The sequence below is a fragment of the Wolbachia endosymbiont (group A) of Andrena helvola genome (genome assembly GCF_964028415.1).
Classification (GTDB): domain Bacteria; phylum Pseudomonadota; class Alphaproteobacteria; order Rickettsiales; family Anaplasmataceae; genus Wolbachia; species Wolbachia pipientis.
In genome coordinates this window covers 1-21,627 of the sequence record NZ_OZ034779.1, presented here as the reverse complement: position 1 = coordinate 21,627, position 21,627 = coordinate 1, and the positions used below count along the sequence as shown (strand labels likewise).

Genomic DNA, 21,627 nt, shown 5'->3' with positions numbered 1-21,627 from the left:
TATGAAAATACTACAAAAAAATGGTTTTTTTATTATCAAAAATCTGGTTCCTTTAGAACTAATAACTCAGTCTTTAAGTGATATAACAAATAAAATATCAAAGCTATCCCAAGAACTAAGTGTTTCAACTTCTGACTACTTAAACTGTACCGGCAGATGGGGCATGTTATCTCAAGTAACTAGAATTATATCTCAAGCATTAGATAAAATTATTAAAAATTACCTTGAAAAGTCACTTCAGTGTCAGATACTGCAGAAAAAATCAAATGTTATATGTAAAACTGCTGATTTAATAGATGCAGTTCCCTTCCATCAAGACATCTCCTATAGTTTTAATGATCCTTACCACTTTTCCGTTTGGTTAGCTTTGAATAATGTCAGTGAAACTTCAGGTGCACTACAAATTATAGAAAACAGTCATAAATGGGAAATACAACCTTTAGTTGATTTTTGGTATCCATATTTTTTTGATCAGTACTCAGATAACCGAGAAAATTATAAAATTAAGTCACTACCTATTTCATCAGGAGATGCGATAGTTTTTGATTCACGGTTATGGCATGGTAGTGATAAGAATACAGATGCTAAAGATAGATTTGCTTATGTAACAAGGTGGATTATAAAAGATCAAGATCTTCCCTATGTGCCAAAACCTCAGCCTTCAGTTTTTGGTATACTCAATTGTGGTGAGTTAACAGAATCTATACTGAGAAAATGCTTGTCATTATTTTGCTACCAGGAAAGTATAAAAGTAAAAAACATGGAAGAACTTATCAAGAGCTGGTTAGCCTTTATTACAGACACAACTACAAATATTTCTGAGATCGACACTACTGAGGCTAAGCGAGATTTATATAAGCTACTTATTCTGAATCAAGCATCAGCACTACATGATGCTGGAGACATCTCAGGAAAAATATACAAAAATTTATGGTTTTCACTACTTGTATTTCTCAATAAAAAAGTCACCGTAGTGGAGCTAGCATTGTAAATGAACAGAAGTAGAGTTGATAGCTTCAAATGTGTATTGATGTTCATCTTGAATATAGTATCTAAATTCAAGCTTAATGTACTTATAATGTCTTTAGTTGCCCTGGTGGTAGCTGTTGATTTGTCTTTTAGAAAGTATTTAGTAAAAAATATTCTAGATACAGCTGTAAAATATCAGGAAGGTAATGTAATTGAAAATCTTTTATTACCTGTAAGCGCTTATCTTGGTATGGCATTACTTATCACTACTGCTTTTAGATTCTATGGCTATTTTGTTGACATTCGAATGTTTACCTTAATGCGTCAAAAGATAGCTGATATATCTTTTTGTAGGCTACTCCAACAAGACCATTCCTATTATCAGAACAATTTATCTGGAAGCTTAGTACATAAGGTCAGTAACTTAATGGATAGTGTGATAGAGTTAATAAGATTGCTTATAGATTGTTTTTTCGGTTACAGCATAGCATTAGTCTTAGCTATTTATACCTTATCATTAGTAAACATAAAATTTGCAATCGCTACATTCACTTGGGTAAACATTTTTATTTTAGTCTCGATTTTCAGCTTTCGTGTACTTACTGAATTAGCTGATAATTACTCTAAACAAAATTCACAAGTAATAGCTAGTATAGCAGATAGTATTTTAAATGTTATATCAGTAAGGTTATTTTCTCAGCAAGCACATGAGAGACACAAATTTTTTCAAATATGCAAGAAAAGAACTATTGCAGAGAAAAAATTACAATGGGCATACTTTTGGCTTTGGTTTATATATGGCTATTCATTTGATATACTCCAAGCAGTAAACTTGTACTTTTTAATTCATGATTATCAATTGAACAAGATCGCAATAGGAGATATTGCTCTTGTACTTGGAATTAATGTATCAATTATAGAGTTTCTTAACCATCTAACTAGGAATCTTACCCAATTTTCTACTCATTTTGGCAAAGTTTCAGATGCATTGCCAATCTTGACTACTGTACCAGAAATTCAAGATAAGGAAAATGCTAAAGAATTAAATTTATTAAGTGGAAGAATAACGTTTAATAATGTTTCTTTTTCTTATGAAGGTCAGGAGCCATTATTTCAAGATTTTTCAGTTACCATTAATCCTTGCGAAAAGGTAGGTCTAGTTGGTTATTCTGGAGGTGGTAAATCTACTTTTATAAACTTAATTCTAAGGCTATTTGATGTTAAAAAAGGTAATATACAGATTGATAATCAAATAGTATCAGAAGTTACACAGAGTTCTTTGAGGCAACAAATATCTGTAATACCTCAAGACCCATTGTTATTTCATGATACTATTTTAGCAAACATCATATATGGTAGACTTCAATCTACTATCGAAGAAATAATGAGAGCTGCAAAGCTAGCTGGTATTCACGATTTCATTATGACTCTACCAGATCAATATGGAACTACAGTTGGAGAAAAAGGCATCAAGCTATCTGGAGGAGAAAGACAAAGAATAATAATAGCAAGGGCATTTTTAAAAAACGCTCCAATATTATTTCTCGATGAACCAACTAGTCAGTTAGATTCTATAACAGAAAAAACAATTCAAATGAGTTTATTTAAACTGATGCAAAATAAAACTACGATTACTATAGCACACCGTATTTCTACACTTTTACACATGGATCGAATTATAGTATTTAACAAAGGAAAAATTGTCCAAGATGGTAAACACGCTGAACTAGTTTCTAAGCAAGGTCTTTACAAGGAACTTTGGAATGCTCAAATTGGTTGTTTGAATGTCGAAAAAGAAGATGGAAAAAATTATTGATCTGAGAAGTGACACTACAACTCTGCAGAGCTCCAACATTATAAATGCAATAAGTAATGCAATTGTTGGAGATTTTGCTTATGGTGAAGACAAAAGCTGTAATGACTTATCAGAATATTGCAAACAATTATTCAAAGTAGAAGAAGCATTATTTGTAACCAGCGGTATGCTTGCAAATAGATTAGCCATTGCCAGTCAAACAAGTCCTGGTGATGAACTAATAACTCATTATAATTATCACGTTAATTTTTTCGATAGCGCAGGCAATGCAAAAGTAAATAATATCGTATTTAATTGTATTAGAAATAATAGCGGAATCTTAGATGTTGATGAAGTAGAATATGCTATTAATTCTAAGCCGAGGTATAAAATTTTTGCTCAGGTGAGTCTTGTTTCTATAGAAAATAGTATAAATGGGTTTAATGGTAAAATTTATCCTTTTGAAAAACAAGTCGAGTTATATCACTTTTTAAAAGCTCACAATGTAAATCTTCATTTAGACGGTGCGAGAATATTTAATGCTCATATCGAAACAAATATTGCTTTAGCAGATTATGCTAAATATGTGGATACAATGAGCTTTTCTTTTACTAAAGGACTTGGCGCTCCTTTTGGTTCAATGCTTATGGGTAAAAGAGAGATAATTGAAAGGGCTAAAAAGCTACAGGTTTGGCTAGGTAGTGGTTATCATCAGATAGGGTATTGTGCTAATGCAGCAAAATACGTACTACAGAATAATATCTCTAGGCTTAAAGAAGATAATAAGCTCGCTAAATTGTTTGCAGATAAGATTAAAGAAATTCCACACATAAAACTGGTACTACCTTATCCAGAAACTAATATAGTAAGCTTTAGTATAAAAGCACTAAATGTAACTAATGAGGTTTTCTTGAGTAAGTGCCAAGCTTATGGTTTATTGCTTTTTCCTTGGATCGAGTCTCATATAAGAGCAGTTACCCATCTTGGCACAAAGGAAACAGACATCATGAAAGCTGCTGAAATTATAAAGGAGGTTGTGTTAAATTTAATATGAGAATAAAAATAGATTTCTTTAGCGATTCAAACACTGACCCTTCAGCTAAAATGAGGGAAGCGATGGCTAAAGCAAAAGTTGGAAACGAAGCTGCATGTGAAGATCCAACTGTGAACGAATTAGTGGCAACCGCATGTAAAATATTAGGTAAACCTGCAGGAATCTTTTTGATTTCAGGAACGATGTCCAATGTAATTGCTTATAAAGTACACATTCAAAGACCTGGTGATTACTTGCTGCTTGATGAAACTTCACATCCGCTTATAGTACAATCTGGCTTGATCGCAGCCCAGGCACATGCCACTCCTTTGCCCATCAAAGGTACGAGAGGAATATTTACTGGAGAACAAATTGTTGAGTTTATTACTCGTCCTAGTTTAAGAAATATTCCGAGAGTTGGGCTTGTTTCTATCGAACAAACGACAAATTTTGGTGGTGGAGCTGTGTGGCCTTTAGAATATATTCAAGAGATCTCAAGTCTTTGTAAAGAGAATGACGTATTCACTCATTTAGATGGAGCAAGACTGTTCAACGCTTGTGCTCATACTAAAATATCTCCAAAGGAGTATGCAAGTTATTTTGATTCGGTATTCATTGATTTTAGTAAAGGATTAGGTGCTCCAATGGGCGCAATATTGCTTGGAAGTGAAGAGTTTATTGAAAAAGCTTGGTACTATAAGTTTCAAATTGGCGGAGGTATGCACCAAGCTGGCATTATTTCAGCTGCATGTTTATATGCTCTACATAATAATGTAAATTCTTTAGAAGAAGATCATAAAAAAATGCAGCACCTTATAGAAGGCCTAGACTCCATAGATCAAGTTATAATTGATATCGACCTGTATAAAACTAATATAGCGTATTTTTCATTACGTACTAATTGTATATCTACTCAAGAATTAATAAACGTACTAATGACAAATTATGGAATTAGAATGGCTAACATCAAAGGTAAAATCAGAGCTATAACACATAGAGATATAAGCTATGAAGATATTAATGCTACTGTATCTGCTATAAGAAAGATACTAAGTAATTTTCTGCACTAATTGTTTGCAAACTTCTTGTCAAACAATATTATACCAATATAGTATTATGCTAGCATCTGCATAGAGCTATTTGGGAATAGGTGTGAACTTTGTCTTCTTTCAATATTTACTATTCTTCTGTGGATATATGCTGCTTTATTTATCAAGACAAAGTATACCAATTGCTCTACCACTGTTAATAGATACTGACCATGTAAAATTAAGCTATTTTTTTGCCTGCTTTTCTTTTTTTTATGGAGTATCAAAATTTGTTAATGGAATAATCATGGACTCCAAAAATAATCCATTATTTATGTTTGGGCTATGCAATATTGCAACTGGATTATTAACCATTGGTATAACTTTATCATATAATAATCTAACTTTATTACTGTTAACATTAATATTATTAGCTTGGACACAAGGGTTAGGTTGGCCAGCTATTACCAAGTTTATGGTTACAAACTCTAGCATCTCTTCAATTGCATCATCATGGGGAGTTATGAGCGCATCTCAGCAACTTGGTTCTTGTATTACTTTAATTGTATTACCAAGTATAATAAAAATGTATGATGCAAAGAGTGCATTTTTGTACTCTGGTCTCTTATGCTTACTTTTTGGAATTTATATAATATTAAAAGCATATTACAAAGAAATTGCCAACTTTACTACCTATTATAAGGTGCATAAATCTCAAATAGGTATCAAGGTAACAAGTTCCATATGGTTTCTATGTTGTGCTACTTTTTGTGCTTATATTATAAAAATGGGAATCTTCTTTTGGTTTCCTATAATTTTAAGGGATAAATTACAAATTTCTCTTGTACAATCCTCACTAATAACAGGTGTATATGATTTAGGTGGAATCCTTGGAACTTTAATCACAGGAAGAATTAGTGATATGTACTTCTTTCAAAATAGAAGCTTGCTGGCATTATTTTACATGTTGGGTATAGCACTCACTTTTATTGCAATGAACTTTGGTCAAAACATAATTCTTATGAACCTTGGTGCAATCTTATCAGGATTCTTTATATTTGGAGTGCAAGTACTGACAGGTGTTATAGCTGTAGAAATTGCTCCACAAAATAATGTATGTGCAATTGTAAGCTTAACAGGATTATTTGGGTATATTGCAAGTTCAATATTTTCATGCGTGCTCTTAGGAGTACTTGTTAAGCACTGTGGTAACAGTATTATGTTTTCATTTTTTTCCATTTGCTCTGTTGTTGCACTCGTTTGCTTTTCCATACTATCAAGCAAAGATCTTAAAAAAACTAAGTAAAGCGGTGTAAAAAAAATTTCTCAACAGTTAAACTTTGTAGATAGATTTTTTACCCAAGGAATAAACATGGTAACCATATCTTAGTAACAGCTCGCTATCTAATAAATTACGGAAATCAAAAACATTAGGTGCAGCCATAATACTCTTTAAACTTGCAAAATCTTGATTTTTAAATTCTTTCCACTCCGTTAACAATAACAAGGCTTCCGCGTCCCTTGCAGCCCCTATAGCATTGTCCGCGTACTCTATATCCTTTAGAACTTGCCTAGCATTATCCATCCCCATTGGGTCATATGCAGTAATTTTAGCCTTGTTATTCACTAACAATTGTGCAATATCTATAGCTGGGCTATTTCTTACATCATCAGTACCAGACTTAAAAGTTAGCCCCCATATTGCTATTTTTTTATTTTGGACTCCATTTAATAGATATTCTACCTTTTTAGCAATGTTTGTTATATGATTATAGTTAGATTCCTTAACTGAATTTAAAATTTGTAGCTTAACATTGTGGTCTTCAGCAAGCCTTATTAAAGCTGACAAATCTTTAGGAAAACATGATCCTCCAAATCCTGGACCAGCTTTGAGAAATTCCTTACCTATTCTATGGTCCATTCCCATACTGTTAGCTAAAAGGTCAATGTCTGCTCCTAATAGCTCACATAAACCTGCCATCTCATTGATAAAAGCAACCTTTGTTGCTAGAAAAGCATTAGAAGCATATTTAATCATTTCAGCAGTAACTGTATCAGTGACTATTAACGGAATATTCTTATCTATAAATGGTCTATATATAACTTCTAGTTTTGCCCTAGCTAGCTTAGTTTTTACTCCTATTATTATCCTATCTGGGTATAAAAAATCTGATACTGCAGAGCCTTGCTTGAGAAACTCTGGATTCACCCCCAAATCAAAGTTATAGCCCTTATTAGATAAATAATTATGTATATTTTCTGCAGTACCAGGAGGAACAGTTGACTTTATCACTATTAAGCAATCTTGATTAACTCTCTCAGAAACTTCACTTACTGCATTATATACATTCTTTAAATTTGCATTTCCTAGGGAGTCTGATGGAGTATCTACAGTTATAAATACTACTTCTGTATTGGGATTTATTTGAAAATACGAATCGAAAAATCTTATCCTTTGTGACTTTATATTATTCTCTAAATAATCTGCTAATCCAGGTTCATATAGAGGAATTTTCCCTGATTTCAAAAGTTCAATCTTCTCAGTATTTATGTCAATGCAATCAACTTTATGGCCCTGCTCCGATAACATTGTACCAGATACTAAGCCTACATACCCTACTCCTATAATAGTTATGTGCATTTTATTATCACCTTAAAAATATAGCTTAGCATCTAAAATAAATACCATTAACAATGAGAGTCATAAACTTTTGTTGTTACATTATTTTGCTTAATTGCCTTACTTTCCGAATAAATTATAAATAAGGTTGAAGATATTAATATCAAAGTACCATATAAAGCACTTTTATCAGGTAATTCATTAAATATAACGTATGTTACTATTGCAGAAATTATTAGCTCTATGTACCTATAAGGTGCAAGTGCAGTAGCATCAGTAAGAGTAAAAGCTTTTAAGATAAAGAGCAAAATTAGATTTGAATTAATTCCCAGAATCAGCAGTAATACTAATTCCAACAAGGAAGGCATATGCCAATAAAATAACAAAGGTGGAGTAGAAAAAATAGTTGTCGTTAGAGCTGAATAAAATAACATACTTATTACTGACTCTTTTATCACAAGTTTCTTATTAAGTATGTCTAATATAGCAAAGATTAATGCAGATACAATAAAAATAAGAATTTTAGGATTAAAGTCTTCACTATGAGCTTTGATAGTAATAGCAATACCAACAAAACCAATAATAGTTACTATCCATCTTTGCCAAATTATATTTTCGTTTAGTAAAGGGATTGCAAGAAGTATAACAAATAATGGTACAGAAAAACTTATAATCGTTGCAGTTACTATGGGGAAAGTACTCAATCCATAGGTCCATAAGACCGTTCCACAAAACAATAATGCACCTCTAGTTATTTGAATAGATATTTGACTTGTTTTAAAAGCTTCTATTCCATAGTAAAACATAAAAGGTACAAGGGTAATAGTGGTAAACAGAAAGCGGAAAAAAATTATTTCAAAACTCTGAAGATGTAAACTTAGATATTTTGATATAGTATCATTAGCTACACTACTAAATAAGCTAAGTATAAACCAGATAACCCCAAACAAATAACTCTCAGTCTATAATCCATAAAGCTTCTGATTTAATAGATATGATGTACTCATATAATTTTACTACAAAACTAATAAGAGGTTGTCCGGAAACTAGTAAATTCAAGCATATTCCCTCTTTAACATAACCCTACTTATAGCTAGGTATATGAAATTCTCAGTGGATGTTGTGAGTAAATCATACTCCTTCGATAGCCTTCTATTCCTATCAACCCAAGCAAAAGTCCTTTCTACAACCCATCTTCTTGGCTGTACTTTAAACCCTTGTTCTCTTGTTGGTAGTAGCTCAGGTGGCGTATCTTTGTGCACCCAAAATCTACATGGGGCCTTTTAACAATTTCAATATCTATGTCATATTCTTCCTTTATGTGATTCTTTAAATTTCTTCCTTGGTATCCCATGTCAGCCCACATTTTTTTAACTTTAGTATATTTTGTTCTCATATTGTTTAATGCTATTTTAATACCATCTCTATCATTTTCGTTAGCAGCGCCTACGTAACAACCTAGTATAAAACCCTGAGTGTCTGTAATTATATGCCTTTTTCTACCCTTTACTTTTTTACTTCCATCATAGCCTTTGATCCCCCCTTTTCTGTAGTCTTTACAGATTGACTATCTACTATACAGGCACTCGGCTGCTCATTCCTTCCTATTTTTCTTCTACTATATTTTGTAATTTCATAATTCATTTTCTCAAAAATTCCCTGCTTCTTCCATTGCCTGAACTGCTCATACACAGTCTTCCATAGCGGAAAATCATTTGGTAAATACCGCCATTGACACCCTGTACGCAATACATAGAAAATTGCTTCTAATATTTCTCTTTTGCTATACTTTGGCGGCCTTCCTCCTTTCTTGTATGATACTCTGAAGTGTTTTTCTATTCTTGCCCATTCCCTTTCGCTTAGATCTGTTGGATACTTTTTTCTCATCTTTACCCCGTACTAAAATTTCAGATATTATAGCCTTTTACTTGTTTCCGGACAACCTCTAAGAGGTTGTCCGGAAACAAGTAAATTCAAGCATATTCCCTCTTTAACATAACCCTACTCATAGCTAGGTATATGAAATTCTCAGTGGATGTTGTGAGTAAATCATACTCCTTCGATAGCCTTCTATTCCTATTAACCCAAGCAAAAGTCCTTTCTACAACCCATCTTCTTGGCTGTACTTTAAACCCTTGTTCTCTTGTTGGTAGTAGCTCAGGTGGCGTATCTTTGTGCACCCAAAATCTACATGGAGGCCTTTTAACAATTTCAATATCTATGTCATATTCTTCCTTTATGTGATTCTTTAAATTTCTTCCTTGGTATCCCATGTCAGCCCACATTTTTTTAACTTTAGTATATTTTGTTCTCATATTGTTTAATGCTATTTTAATACCATCTCTATCATTTTCGTTAGCAGCGCCTACGTAACAACCTAGTATAAAACCCTGAGTGTCTGTAATTATATGCCTTTTTCTACCCTTTACTTTTTTACTTCCATCATAGCCTTTGATCCCCCCTTTTCTGTAGTCTTTACAGATTGACTATCTACTATACAGGCACTCGGCTGCTCATTCCTTCCTATTTTTCTTCTACTATATTTTGTAATTTCATAATTCATTTTCTCAAAAATTCCCTGCTTCTTCCATTGCCTGAACTGCTCATACACAGTCTTCCATAGCGGAAAATCATTTGGTAAATACCGCCATTAACACCCTGTACGCAATACATAGAAAATTGCTTCTAATATTTCTCTTTTGCTATACTTTGGCGGCCTTCCTCCTTTCTTGTATGATACTCTGAAGTGTTTTTCTATTCTTGCCCATTCCCTTTCGCTTAGATCTGTTGGATACTTTTTTCTCATCTTTACCCCGTACTAAAATTTCAGATATTATAGCCTTTTACTTGTTTCCGGACAACCTCTAATATCAATTCTTGCTCCTTTTTCTATGAGAAATTCTACAGATGGTAAATGTCCTTCCTTGGCAGCATAGTAGACTGATCTGTAGTTTTAGAATTATTAATAAATGATTCTTGTTGTTGCTTTTCTATTAGAAGCTTTACAATTCCTAGATATCCTTTATTGGTAGCATAATGCAAAGGAGTCCAATTGTTTTTACCTTTTGTACCAACTTCTACTCCCTGATTAAGAGAAAACTTTACAATATCAATATTTCAAAAATCAGCTGCAATATGAATAGGCTTGTTTTCGTCATTAGTTTTAGTGTTAAAACTTACACCTTTATTATTTACTAAAAATTTTGTTACTTCTAAGCTATCAAACTTAGCTGGATGATGCAAAGCCATCTTGACCAAAAAATCATTCCCCTATCTCGTTCTTATCATTATGCCTTATACCCTGTATTACACCTTCAGATATAGTCATTTCTAACCTCCAACATCCTTGCTAATAAACCCTCACTAAAACTGCCGAAAAGACTTTATAAGTTAATATTCTAAATCTCAATATTTTATGGTGCAGGTTTTTATTTTTAAAACATTATACTTTGTGTAGGGTATAACTACACGCATCAAAGTGAAAGAAAATCAAAAGCAAAATGATGAAGAAAATGAAAGTTTAAGTTTTCTTCAACGATTCAAGGAGAGAATTTATGCTTTAAAGCCTGTATTAGCAAGAGCCTTAATCACTAAATGAACAATGTCACGCAGAGTTTCATCCTCAATTTTTCTATATTCCCTCACTAGCCTTGATATTTCTTCGCTGCCTACATCGCTATGGAAGGCCTTATCATGTAAATCTTCAGAGGCTTTGGTAAAAAAATACGACATATCAACCGATAGTACTTCTGCTAATTTATATAACCTATCAACTACAAGCCTAATCTCTCCGCTTTCATATCCTTGTACATGCTGAAATGAAATTTCAAGCTTTTTTCCTAAGTCTCTTTGACTAAAACCACACATTAGCCTTCTTTTCCTTATTCTTTCCCCTATTTGTTTATCGATAGGATGTTGTATAGTCATTTTACGTATCAGATAATATTAACTATGTATTATCACTTTGAGAAAAAGATTTTACCAATATATAAACTACACTACGTAACCTTTTGCTCTTAATTTCATTGTATCCTTTAACTAATTTTAATATCTCCTCATCATAAGCTTCATGTGAGTCGTCATGCACATCAGTAAAAAAATCAGCAACATCAATCGATAGGGCTTTTGCTAAGTCATATAGTCTACTAGCTAAAATGCAATTTGAACCATTTTCGTACCTTTGTATCTGTCTATATGAAACACCTATTCTTTTTCCTAATTCAGTTTGTGTCAAACCACAGTATAACCTAAGCTCTTTTATTTTTTTGCCTAATTCCACCTTTCATTACTAATTTTAGCTGTTCAAGCTTATATTGAATTTTTTAATTTATAAAGTGAAAAAAAGAAGGAAAGTTGGAGAACTTTCCTTCCGGTCTACAGATTACAATAAACCACTGTCATAAAAACTAAAGTGGCTTTTCTGTGTTACGATTATATGATCTATTAATTTCATTCCTACATTTTCACAGGTTGCAGCTAATGTAAGTGTGTTATCCTCATCCTCCTTTGAAGGTTCTATATCTCCACTTGGATGATTGTGTGAAATTGCAACAGATGCTGCATCAATCAGTAATCCCTGTTTTATTATTTCCCTGACATACAGAGGTACTCTGTCTATAGTTCCACAGTCTTGAATATACTCATATATTAAATGATCACTTCGATCTAAGTATATTACTCGTAAGCTTTCCTTTCGTGACTGCCCTATTGCTGCTTTAAAGTATTTTAGTAGCTCTTCTCTATTATCAAGAATTGACAATTTTTTTAACTTACCTTTCAGTATCCTATCAAAAATCTCTTTCAGACAAAAGATACTTGCTATTGCTCCATCGTTCATTCCTGTAACATTTTTTAGCTCATAAAAATCAGCATTAATTACCCTTCCTAAACTACTAAAGAGCTCCATTAGCCTTTTAGCGACTTCTCTTCCTTCTGCACACGCAGATAGATTACGTTCCAGTAGCTCATGGTCAAGTAAAGACCTACCTCTACTTGATAGAATACGAGTTTCTAATTTCTCTTTTCTCTCACTATTATTCATAAAAACCTCCAAGATCAACATTATATACAAATTCAGCGCCAGCTTTCTGACGCAGTAGTTCTCGAGGAATAACCCTTTTGAACTCTAAATTTGCAATGTTGTCCTTGTTGCTTGGGCACTGGGATGACACCCTACTAGCAGAAGTTACTCTCAAATGTTTGTTCATGTTAGCTACAAACATTAAGAAATTTACCAAACGAAAAAAAGGCAAAAGAAGCCCCAGTCATTGTCTATTTTCAGTATTGGCGTTTTTTAAGTCTTAAACACTGCAATTTAGCTGCTTTTAAATGCAACTCATCTTAGTTTAAATGTTTAAGAAATTTACTAAGCAGAAAAAAAGGCAAAAGAAATCCCGTATTAGCTAGTTGTCACTCTCTAATCCTGCAAATTGGCGTGCTATACTGTCTTAAACGCTTTATAAGCGCGTTTCAGCTTATATAGGTAAAAACCCAGAAATGTTGTGAAGACGTAGGGTGCGCATAGTGCAAAAAATTAAAAATAAGACGCCAATTACGTAATACTGTTGTCGTTTAATCTGCACAGATTGAAGATAAATGAATACCTTCAGTTTCATGATAAGAGGGCTGGCGAAGGGTGTCAAGTAAGTTTTTTCGTTTCTACCAGCTACTTGGATGACACCACATAAATTAATAAATAGGAAAATTACTACAAATCCTTTCAACTTTAGCTTTTACTGCTTTTTCGACACTTGAGCTATTTCCGCTGATTAATCCTTGAATTACTTCATTTATTAGACCAGCTATCTCTTTAAAATTTTCTGCCTCAAGTCCGCGTGTTGTCTCAGCAGCGGTGCCAAAACGGAGCCCTGAAGTGATGGTCGGCTTTGCTGTATCAAATGGTACAGAGTTTTTATTACAGGTAATACCGGCTCTCTCAAGGCTATCTACAACGTCTTTTCCAGTTAATTTCTGCGATCTTAAGTCAACTAGCACTATATGAGAGTCAGTGCCACCGGTTATAATGTCAAGTCCATGCTTTTGCAATTCTTGAGCCAGCACTTTCGCATTTTCCACGACTTTCTTGCTATAAGTCTTAAACTCTGGTGCTAATGCTTCTTTAAATGCAACAGCTTTTGCAGCTATCACATGCATAAGTGGCCCGCCCTGCAATCCTGGAAAAACTGCGGATTGAATTTTTTTGTGTAATGCTTCATCATTGGTCATCACTATTCCACCACGAGGACCACGCAAAGTTTTGTGAGTCGTGGAAGTCATAACATGTGCATATTCAGCAGGGGATGGATATTCGCCCGCTGCAATAAGCCCTGCATAGTGAGCAATGTCTGCAAGCAAATAAGCACCAACTTTATCTGCAATCTCGCGAAAGCGTTTGAAGTCCATTTTTCTTGGATAAGCAGAAGCACCAGCTATGATCAATTTCGGTTTATGCTCCAGCGCCAGCTTTTCTATCTCATCCATATCCAGCAAGTAAGTGTCTTTATTCACTGTATATTGAATTGACTTAAACCATTTACCAGAAAGGCTTGGTGCCGCACCATGAGTTAGATGCCCACCGCAACTCAGTGATAATCCAAGTATTGTATCGCCTGGAGTAAGCAGTGAAGCAAATACCGCCTGGTTTGCCTGAGAACCAGAATGAGGTTGAACGTTTGCAAATTTAACACCAAACAACTTACAAAGTCTTTCTATAGCCAGACTTTCAATTTTGTCCACATGCTCACAACCACAGTAATATCTTTTACCTGGATAACCTTCTGCGTATTTATTAGTCAGAAAAGAGCCTTGTGCCTCCATTACCGCTTTGCTTGCAAAATTTTCTGATGCAATTAATTGCAATTGTGATTTTTGGCGTTGTAATTCTTTTTCTATAGACTGATAAACCTCGTTATCAAAAGACTTTAAACTATTTTTAGAGCCACAGATTTTTTTTAAAACACTCATCATAGATCAAACCTCGCTTTAATTTTAAGATGCACAAGCAATTTTAAGACTGCTTATCCTGCTTTTTTAACCATAAGAGCCCAAAAACAGCTATCAGCAAACATACAGGAATAATAGATGTTGCTTTTATCAGCAATTCAGCACTATACACAGGATTTCCTTGTATCACTGTCCTATCCCAACACAAATCTATTATTTTTGCGATCCCAGTGTGAAAAAAATAGCCAAAAACCATGACTATCATATTTGACACAGCTGTAGTTAATCCTATTAAGTTATTATTTACATAACTTAATGCTTTGTACAGTGTTACTATTTGATATCCAGAAGCGAAACCTATAACAAGAAGTGCAGGCAATACAATATACAATCCGCCAGCCTGTGTAAAAAGTAAAAGGAAACTAGCAATCATTGCAAAGGAACAGACAATAATAACTTCATAATGTCTATTTGGATATTTTTCTAATATGTGAGCAAAAGAGAGCAATCCAGCTGCAAATCCTACATATATAACAGAAGAAATTGAAGACGCTAGATCACCGGCCATTTGATATACCTCACATAAAAAAGCTTTTGTCCAAGCATCAGCAAAACCTTCTAGTGGACCTACCATTAAGCCACCAAAAAAACTAATTAGAATGATATATTTATTGAAAAGCACAGTTTTTAGATCCTTCATGCTAATTTTTTCTTTTCGAAAGTCGTAAGCATTGTAAGGAATAACTAAAAATAAAGATAAAGCGAGTAAGAAACCAAACCCTGAAAGAATATAAATTACGTAATTCCAACCAAACTCATCAAGCAAAAGTTCTATTGGTAGACCACCATATATTGCCCCTAATAGCCCTATAATAACAGATATGCTTGCCATTTTTGCTGATTTTTCTCGCGGAAAATACATACTGGCAACTTTAAATACTCCTATTACTGACGCAGACGAGCCAATCCCAACAATTATTCTACCTAATACTGAATAATACCACTCATCAAAGCACACAAGAGGTAATGTTCCAATAGATACCAAGACAGCACAAATAGGTAAAACAATTTTTGGACCGAATCTATCAAAACAAAGACCAACAGGGATATGAACTAGTGTAAATCCCACATAGTAGAGACCATTAAATTGCCCTAAATCTGCAATGCTTATATTAAATTTTGTTATTAATACAGGCGCAATTATGTTTGGCATGACACGTAACACATACTGGTATGCATAGAAAAGAGATACTATCAACCATACAAAAAAATTACTTTTCGACATACCTACCACCTAATAAAACCCAATTACAATTAAAACAAAAATATCAAAGTAAAATAAAGTATTATATTTCATAATAACAAGAGCCTTAAATTAGTACATCTAACGATTTTATCATACGAGCCTTCGATAAATTATCTACTTATTACAATCAACTTCTCTAAAATCTTTATTTTTTAACCATAAGAGCCCAAAAACAGCCACCAGCAAACATACAGGAATAACTGATGTTGCTTTTATCAGCAATTCAGCACCATACACAGGATTTCCTTGTATTATTGTTCTATCCCAACACAAATCTACTATTTTTGCGATCCCAGTGTGAAAAAAATAGCCAAAAACCATAACTATCATGTTTGACACAGCTGTAGCCAGGCCTACTAAGTTATTATTTACATAACTTATCGCTTTGTAAATGGTAACCACCTGATATCCAGATGTGAAGCCAATAATAAAAAGCGTAGGTAATACAACATACAAGCCACCAATCTGAGTAAAAAGCAAAAGAAAACTAGCGATCATTGCAAATGAGCATGCAATTATTACTTCATAATGCTTATTTTTATATTTTTCCAATAAATAAGCCAAAGAGAATGATCCTGTTAACATTCCTATCAATATTACGGAAGAGAGAGAAGATGCCAAGTCTTCATTCATTTTATATACTTCAAAAAAGAATGCTTTCACCCAACCATCGGCAAAACCTTGCATTGGACCGACCATGAGTCCACCAAAAAAGCTAATTAGAATAATATGCTTGTTGAAAAGTATGTTTTTTAAGTCTCTAATGCTAACTTTTTCCTGTTGAGCATTGCTTTCAGGCGTTACTAAGAACAGCAACAGAGCAAGTAAACACCCAAATGCTGAGAATGTATAGATAACATAATTCCAGCCAAATTTATCGAGTAAGAAGTCTAAAGGTAACCCGCCACATATCCCTCCCAAAATTCCTATAATTATAGATAAGCTGGCCATTCTTGCTGATTTTTCTTGCGCAAAATACATGCTTGCAACTTTAAAGATTCCAATTGCCGAAGCGGATGACCCAATTCCCACAATTATTCTTCCAATTATTGAATAACTCCACTCATCAAAGCATATAAGCGGTAGTGTTCCGGTAAATGTCAAAACGGTACAAGCAGGTAAAACAAACTTTGGTCCAAATCTATCAAGGAAAAGACCAATAGGTATATGAGCTAGCGTATAGCCTACATAGTATAACCCACCAAACTGGCCAACATCTGCAATACTTATGTTAAATTTTGTTATTAATTCAGGCGCAATTATGTTTGGAATTACGCGTAATATATATTGGTATGCATAAAACAGTGACGTCAACAACCAGATTAAAAAATTCCTCTGCAACATGAATCTCAGCTAAAATTTAGGATTATAGATACTTTAGTTATAAAAAACAATACTATATTAATCATCTAAATCTGCTTAGCTCTTTTTACAGCTTATAACTTTAAGTAACCAAAAGCCTATCATTCCTATTAGTAGGCATATAGGTATTATTAACATAGACTTAACCATTACATCAGTTCCATAAAATGGCTTTCCATCGATAATTTCACCGTTCCAATAAAAATTCATTATATTTGCAATAATGACGTGAAAAAAATAACCAAAACTCATAACTATGGAATTACCTACAGATCCTGCACTTGCTACTGCTTCGTTTTTTACACAACTTACAACTTTAGCAGTAAAAACAATTTGGTATGCAGAAGCAAGACCAATAATGAATAGTAATATACATGCCAGGAGTTCACTAATATTGCATATAAAAAGTAATAAGAACACAATTATCATGGCCATAGCACAAGAAATTATTATTTCATAGTGCTTGGTTGGATTTTTTGCTAATATGTAAGGAAGTAATAAATGCCCAAAGCCAAAGCCTATTAGTATCCATTTTGAAATGCTATATGCAATGTGTCTATCTATAGCGTACATCTCATGCAAGAATGTTGCGGACCACGTATCTGCAAAGCCTTCTAATGGTCCAACCATAAAACCGCCAAACAAACCTATCAATAAAATATCTTTATTAAATATAACTTTGCTTAAATTTTTAATATTTAATTCTTCGTCTGAGGTGCCAACTTTAGGTATAGATATAAAGGTAGTTAAAGCAAGCAATAATCCAAGCATTATACACACAGTAAATAAATAATCCCACCCAAACTTATCAAGTAAGACATGTAATGGTTTGGTGGCAAATACACCACCTGAAATGCCAATAATAACCGATATGCTGAACATCATGGCAAATTTTTCTCTATGGTAATAGATTCTTATTATTTTAAAGAGTCCAAGTACTGAAGCAGAGGATCCAATACCAGTAATTATTCTTCCAATAATAGAATAACTCCAATCATTAGAACTGACTAAAGGTAAAGCACCTAAAGATGTTAATGCAATACAAATCGGTATAACAACTTTAGAACCAAATCTATCTAAAAGAATACCTACAGGAATATGTGCTAACACATAACCTACATAATACAGTCCACAAAATTGTCCTATTTCTGTTGTTCCTATATTAAACCTTACTACCAATTCAGGAATTATAATATTTGGAATTACGCGTAATATATATTGGTATGCATAAAACAGTGACGCCAACAACCAGATTAAAAAATTCCTCTGCAATACTTTACCCCAAAGCTAGCATTATAGATACTCTGTTTATAGAAAACAATATTTTTATGAATACTTATTTTAATTTACCGGAATTTTATACAGTTGAACTCATAGCCAACATAAGTAGTTTATGCATTAACTAAATTTTCCAGGTTCAAGTTTGGATGATGGAAAAAGTTCACTTTTTCTATTTTTAAAAGAGACCTTTTATTTTACTTATAATTTTTTCTACCATATCTACAACTGGCTCATGAATAAGGTATATGAAAAAAATTACACCACAAATGATAAGTATATTTATGATTTTACCCTTATTCATCTTTATCTTGAGCTTCACTTTTGTTACAAGATCCATTTTATTTATGTTTTTATTTCATGCTGACAATTATATCTTAAATACCATAATTTTCAGTAAAATTTGACTTCAGAAGTATTCTATTAATTCAATATTAACCTTTTTATGTGTAAAATAGTTAATATAATATTAAAGCAGGCTGATGAATATAAGCACGATAGATAATACGCTGCAAAATTACATAACAAAATACATTGAACAAACATTCGCTACACACGTGCTAGGCAATAGATACGACAAATTGTATAGGAAACTTCTAAGTGGTATAGAAGAGATAATAAAGCTTGCTGTAAATGAAGCAAAACACTACGATGAAAATTTAGAAGATCTATATAACGATTCAAGATTTAATAAGAAATTTATTCAAGCTGTTGCTAAACATCAGGTGTCGGAATTTTTAAATACTTATCCGAAAAGAAAAGAAATTGTTGCAGAATTTTACAATGAACATCACATTAACGAAAGTGATTTAAAGACTCTGGAAAAGGGGAAAGATTTAGTAAATAAAATAAATAACATTAACTTACTGCAACAAAATGAAAAAAATGAGGAATTCAATATTAGAAAGACACTTGCTCAATCAATAAAAATGCCTTCCATAGAAAAACACAAGTTAGAACATTCAAAATAACCTTGGCGAAGTATGGCAAAATATACAACTTATGGATAGTCTATTTCATTTTAACTCCTGGCACGCTTTAGTAATACTATCACATCCAATTTCTAATTGTTCCTGAGAGGTTGCATAAGAAATTCTGATAAAATTTTCTAGACCAAATGCAATTCCTGGAACCACAGCAACCAAATGATCTCCCAGTAAGTATTCAGTAAAATCTAAATCATTATTTATTATCTTACCACTTTTTGTGCTTTTACTGAGCAATCCTTCACATGAGACAAATAAATAAAACGCACCTTGTGGAACAGACGCTGATAATCCCGGGGCAGAATTTAGCTCTTTCACCATAAAATCTCTACGACTCTTAAAAATCCTTGTTCTTTCTTTCAAAAAACTATGATCACCGTTTAATGCTGCTGCTGCTGCTGCTTGTGCTATCGAATTTGGATTAGAAGTGCTTTGAGACTGCAGCGTAGAGATAGCTTTTACCACATCACTTCTACCTGCAATATACCCTATTCTCCAGCCTGTCATTGCATAGGCTTTTGATACTCCATTGACTACAAAAACTCTATCATAAAGCTTCGGCTCAACCTGAGCGATAGTAAAAAACTTTTCGTCGTATATTATATGCTCATAAATATCGTCTGTAACGACATTCATATGTGGATATTCAAGCAATATTTGTGCTATGTCTTTCAATTCATCACATGTGTACACAGCTCCTGCAGGGTTGTTCGGTGAGTTAAGAATTAACCATTTAGTTTTTTTAGTTATCCTGCTTTTCAATAATTCCGCTGTCAGTTTAAAATTTTGTTTGCATTCTACTACAACTGGCAAGCCGCCAAAAAGACTTACCATATCAACATATGAAACCCAATAAGGAGCTGGAATAATAACTTCATCTCCAGAGTTAATTGTTGCCATGAACAAATTGAATAACACCTGCTTAGCACCTGTACCAACACAGATTTGGTTAAGCGTGTACTCGAGGTTATTATCCTTTCTTAACTTATTAATTATTGCTTCTTTCAGCTCACGCGTTCCATCAACAGCAGTATATTTAGTCTTACCTTCACTTATTGCTTGAATAGCTGCTTTTTTTATATGATCTGGAGTATCAAAATCCGGTTCTCCTGCAGCTAAAACACAGATCTTTTTTCCTTCATTTTTCAACTTATTTGCCTTATCAGTTACAGCAATCGTAGGTGATGGTTTTATTAGGGACATTCTTTTTGCAAGGTCTGACATATCTTACTGAAGCTAAATTCAAATGATAAACCCCGTACAACAAAAAAGCTAGAATTTTGTGTATTGTATTAGTAGCTTTTTACCAGGTTTACCAATGCAGCAATATTTTCAACTGGAGTATCAGGGAGTACTCCATGTCCGAGATTAAATATGAAGGGTAAATCTCTAAAGCAATCTATTATACGTTTTGCTTCTTTGATTGCTTCCGTTTTATTATAGGCTAAAAGATTAGGATCAAGGTTTCCTTGTAGAGGGATGTTTAGATTCGCTTTCGCCCATTTTATTGGAACATTATAATCTATACTTACTGCAGATACACCTGTTTGTTCGCAGTAATCTTTATAAAGATTTCCAGCAGACCTTGGAAAACCTATTATTGGAAAATCAGAAAATCTATCCTTTATTGCCAAGATAATTCTCTTTGTTGGTTCGATAACATATTCTTTAAACAATGGTTCCGATAACGCACCAGCATTACTGTCAAATAGCTGAATAACATCTGCTCCAAATTCTATCTGTTTAATTAGATAAATAATCGTTACTTCCGTTATTCGTTCAATTATTTCCTTCAAACACGAAGGATAAAAATTTAATACTTTGGAAAAAGTTTTGCTGCTCCCACCTTCTATGATGTATGAGGCTACTGTCCATGGTCCACCAGCAAATCCTATGAGAGATTTTTCTTTTGGTAATTGGCTTCTGACTTTTTTTATAGCGTTTAGAATTGGTAAGGTTTTAGTTTCAATTTCTTGTGGACCCTTCAATTCCTTAGGACTTTCCACGGGTTTTATTATTGGACCTACACCGCGTACGAAATTCACGTCACAACCCAAAACATCAGCTATTATTAAAATGTCTGAAAAAATTATCGCCGCATCCATGTCAAATCTTGTCACCGGCTGTAACGTCAATTCTGTCACTAAATCTGTGTTGTAGCATATCTCCATAAAATTATTCATATTTTCTACTGCTTTGCGGTACTCAGGAAGAGACCTGCCAGCCTGACGCATTAGCCAGATAGGCACTCTTCCACCCGGCTCATTTCTCTTAATAATTTTCGCTATTGTTGTTTTGCCGCTTTCCA

At 33.4% G+C, this 21,627-nt stretch carries 20 protein-coding genes and 3 pseudogenes; 6 read left to right on the top strand and 17 right to left on the bottom strand.

Translation table 11 applies throughout. The features are described 5' to 3' along the window. The first annotated feature begins 1 nt into the window (after position 1). From ABWU73_RS00115 to ABWU73_RS00095, 5 genes are all read left to right on the top strand, one after another. Positions 2-991: a phytanoyl-CoA dioxygenase family protein gene (locus ABWU73_RS00115; RefSeq protein ID WP_264711466.1), complete on the top strand. Its 990-nt coding sequence runs from the start codon at positions 2-4 to the stop codon at positions 989-991. Beyond that, the gene (locus ABWU73_RS00110; protein ID WP_265017783.1) at positions 992-2,785 is read left to right on the top strand and encodes an ABC transporter ATP-binding protein; all 1,794 of its coding nucleotides are present in this window, start codon (positions 992-994) and stop codon (positions 2,783-2,785) included. Further along, entirely contained in the window at positions 2,769-3,818 is a 1,050-nt protein-coding gene (locus tag ABWU73_RS00105; RefSeq protein ID WP_265017877.1) for a threonine aldolase family protein, read from the top strand. Before ABWU73_RS00110 ends, ABWU73_RS00105 begins: the two co-directional genes overlap by 17 nt. Further along, entirely contained in the window at positions 3,815-4,867 is a 1,053-nt protein-coding gene (locus ABWU73_RS00100) for a threonine aldolase family protein (protein WP_264373745.1), read from the top strand. The genes ABWU73_RS00105 and ABWU73_RS00100 overlap by 4 nt, the downstream gene beginning before the upstream one ends. A 127-nt stretch (positions 4,868-4,994) precedes the next feature. Then, the gene (locus tag ABWU73_RS00095) at positions 4,995-6,131 is read left to right on the top strand and encodes an MFS transporter (protein WP_264951477.1); all 1,137 of its coding nucleotides are present in this window, start codon (positions 4,995-4,997) and stop codon (positions 6,129-6,131) included. A gap of 27 nt (positions 6,132-6,158) precedes the next feature. Here the strand turns inward: ABWU73_RS00095 and ABWU73_RS00090 are convergent, their stop codons facing one another. The 15 genes and pseudogenes from ABWU73_RS00090 to ABWU73_RS00020 all read right to left on the bottom strand — a co-directional run bounded on the left by ABWU73_RS00090 (position 6,159) and on the right by ABWU73_RS00020 (position 18,327). Further along, positions 6,159-7,466 (bottom strand): UDP-glucose dehydrogenase family protein, encoded by a 1,308-nt coding sequence (locus ABWU73_RS00090; protein WP_264711462.1) that lies wholly within the window; start codon positions 7,464-7,466, stop codon positions 6,159-6,161. 47 nt (positions 7,467-7,513) lie between these two features. Beyond that, positions 7,514-8,395, bottom strand: a complete 882-nt coding sequence (locus ABWU73_RS00085) for a DMT family transporter (RefSeq protein ID WP_264373742.1) — start codon at positions 8,393-8,395, stop codon at positions 7,514-7,516. A 105-nt stretch (positions 8,396-8,500) separates the two neighbouring features. Then, positions 8,501-9,332 (bottom strand): annotated as a pseudogene (locus tag ABWU73_RS00080) (IS5-like element ISWpi1 family transposase). A gap of 86 nt (positions 9,333-9,418) precedes the next feature. Further along, positions 9,419-10,251: pseudogene (locus tag ABWU73_RS00075) on the bottom strand (IS5-like element ISWpi1 family transposase). A 27-nt stretch (positions 10,252-10,278) separates the two neighbouring features. After that, positions 10,279-10,347, bottom strand: a pseudogene (locus ABWU73_RS00070) (hypothetical protein); the annotation flags it as partial. Then, on the bottom strand, positions 10,347-10,553 hold the full coding sequence (locus tag ABWU73_RS00065) for an ankyrin repeat domain-containing protein (RefSeq protein WP_353273299.1): 207 nt from the start codon (positions 10,551-10,553) through the stop codon (positions 10,347-10,349). The pseudogene ABWU73_RS00070 and the gene ABWU73_RS00065, both read right to left, overlap by 1 nt. Before the next feature lie 9 nt (positions 10,554-10,562). Next, positions 10,563-10,694: an ankyrin repeat domain-containing protein gene (locus ABWU73_RS00060; RefSeq protein WP_265017781.1), complete on the bottom strand. Its 132-nt coding sequence runs from the start codon at positions 10,692-10,694 to the stop codon at positions 10,563-10,565. 303 nt (positions 10,695-10,997) lie between these two features. Next, positions 10,998-11,372, bottom strand: a complete 375-nt coding sequence (locus tag ABWU73_RS00055) for a helix-turn-helix domain-containing protein (RefSeq protein WP_007549999.1) — start codon at positions 11,370-11,372, stop codon at positions 10,998-11,000. A 22-nt stretch (positions 11,373-11,394) separates the two neighbouring features. Further along, positions 11,395-11,724 carry a helix-turn-helix domain-containing protein gene (locus ABWU73_RS00050; RefSeq protein WP_265017780.1) on the bottom strand — a complete coding sequence of 110 codons (330 nt, stop codon included), beginning with the start codon at positions 11,722-11,724 and terminating at the stop codon, positions 11,395-11,397. 102 nt (positions 11,725-11,826) lie between these two features. Then, positions 11,827-12,486 (bottom strand): RadC family protein, encoded by a 660-nt coding sequence (locus ABWU73_RS00045; protein ID WP_065094945.1) that lies wholly within the window; start codon positions 12,484-12,486, stop codon positions 11,827-11,829. Then, complete coding sequence (locus ABWU73_RS00040) at positions 12,479-12,652, bottom strand: hypothetical protein (RefSeq protein WP_264373738.1); 174 nt, start codon at positions 12,650-12,652, stop codon at positions 12,479-12,481. The genes ABWU73_RS00045 and ABWU73_RS00040 overlap by 8 nt, the downstream gene beginning before the upstream one ends. Positions 12,653-13,133: 481 nt before the next feature. Next, positions 13,134-14,411, bottom strand: coding sequence for a serine hydroxymethyltransferase (gene glyA / locus ABWU73_RS00035; RefSeq protein ID WP_209472475.1), 1,278 nt, complete (start codon positions 14,409-14,411; stop codon positions 13,134-13,136). 40 nt (positions 14,412-14,451) lie between these two features. After that, positions 14,452-15,672 (bottom strand): MFS transporter, encoded by a 1,221-nt coding sequence (locus ABWU73_RS00030; RefSeq protein ID WP_010081954.1) that lies wholly within the window; start codon positions 15,670-15,672, stop codon positions 14,452-14,454. Between the two features lie 135 nt (positions 15,673-15,807). Beyond that, a complete protein-coding gene (locus ABWU73_RS00025) occupies positions 15,808-17,037 on the bottom strand; it encodes an MFS transporter (protein WP_010962993.1) in 1,230 nt (409 codons plus the stop codon). 75 nt (positions 17,038-17,112) lie between these two features. After that, entirely contained in the window at positions 17,113-18,327 is a 1,215-nt protein-coding gene (locus ABWU73_RS00020) for an MFS transporter (protein ID WP_264329475.1), read from the bottom strand. Positions 18,328-18,815: 488 nt separating this feature from the next. On the opposite strand from ABWU73_RS00020, the gene ABWU73_RS00015 reads away from it, so the two are divergent. Further along, on the top strand, positions 18,816-19,304 hold the full coding sequence (locus tag ABWU73_RS00015) for a hypothetical protein (RefSeq protein ID WP_006280043.1): 489 nt from the start codon (positions 18,816-18,818) through the stop codon (positions 19,302-19,304). 45 nt (positions 19,305-19,349) lie between these two features. On the opposite strand, the gene ABWU73_RS00010 is transcribed toward ABWU73_RS00015, so the two are convergent. Beyond that, positions 19,350-20,543 (bottom strand): pyridoxal phosphate-dependent aminotransferase, encoded by a 1,194-nt coding sequence (locus ABWU73_RS00010; protein WP_010082012.1) that lies wholly within the window; start codon positions 20,541-20,543, stop codon positions 19,350-19,352. A 68-nt stretch (positions 20,544-20,611) separates the two neighbouring features. After that, positions 20,612-21,553 carry a uroporphyrinogen decarboxylase gene (gene hemE, locus ABWU73_RS00005; RefSeq protein WP_410529792.1) on the bottom strand — a complete coding sequence of 314 codons (942 nt, stop codon included), beginning with the start codon at positions 21,551-21,553 and terminating at the stop codon, positions 20,612-20,614. Between the last annotated feature and the right edge of the window lie 74 nt (positions 21,554-21,627).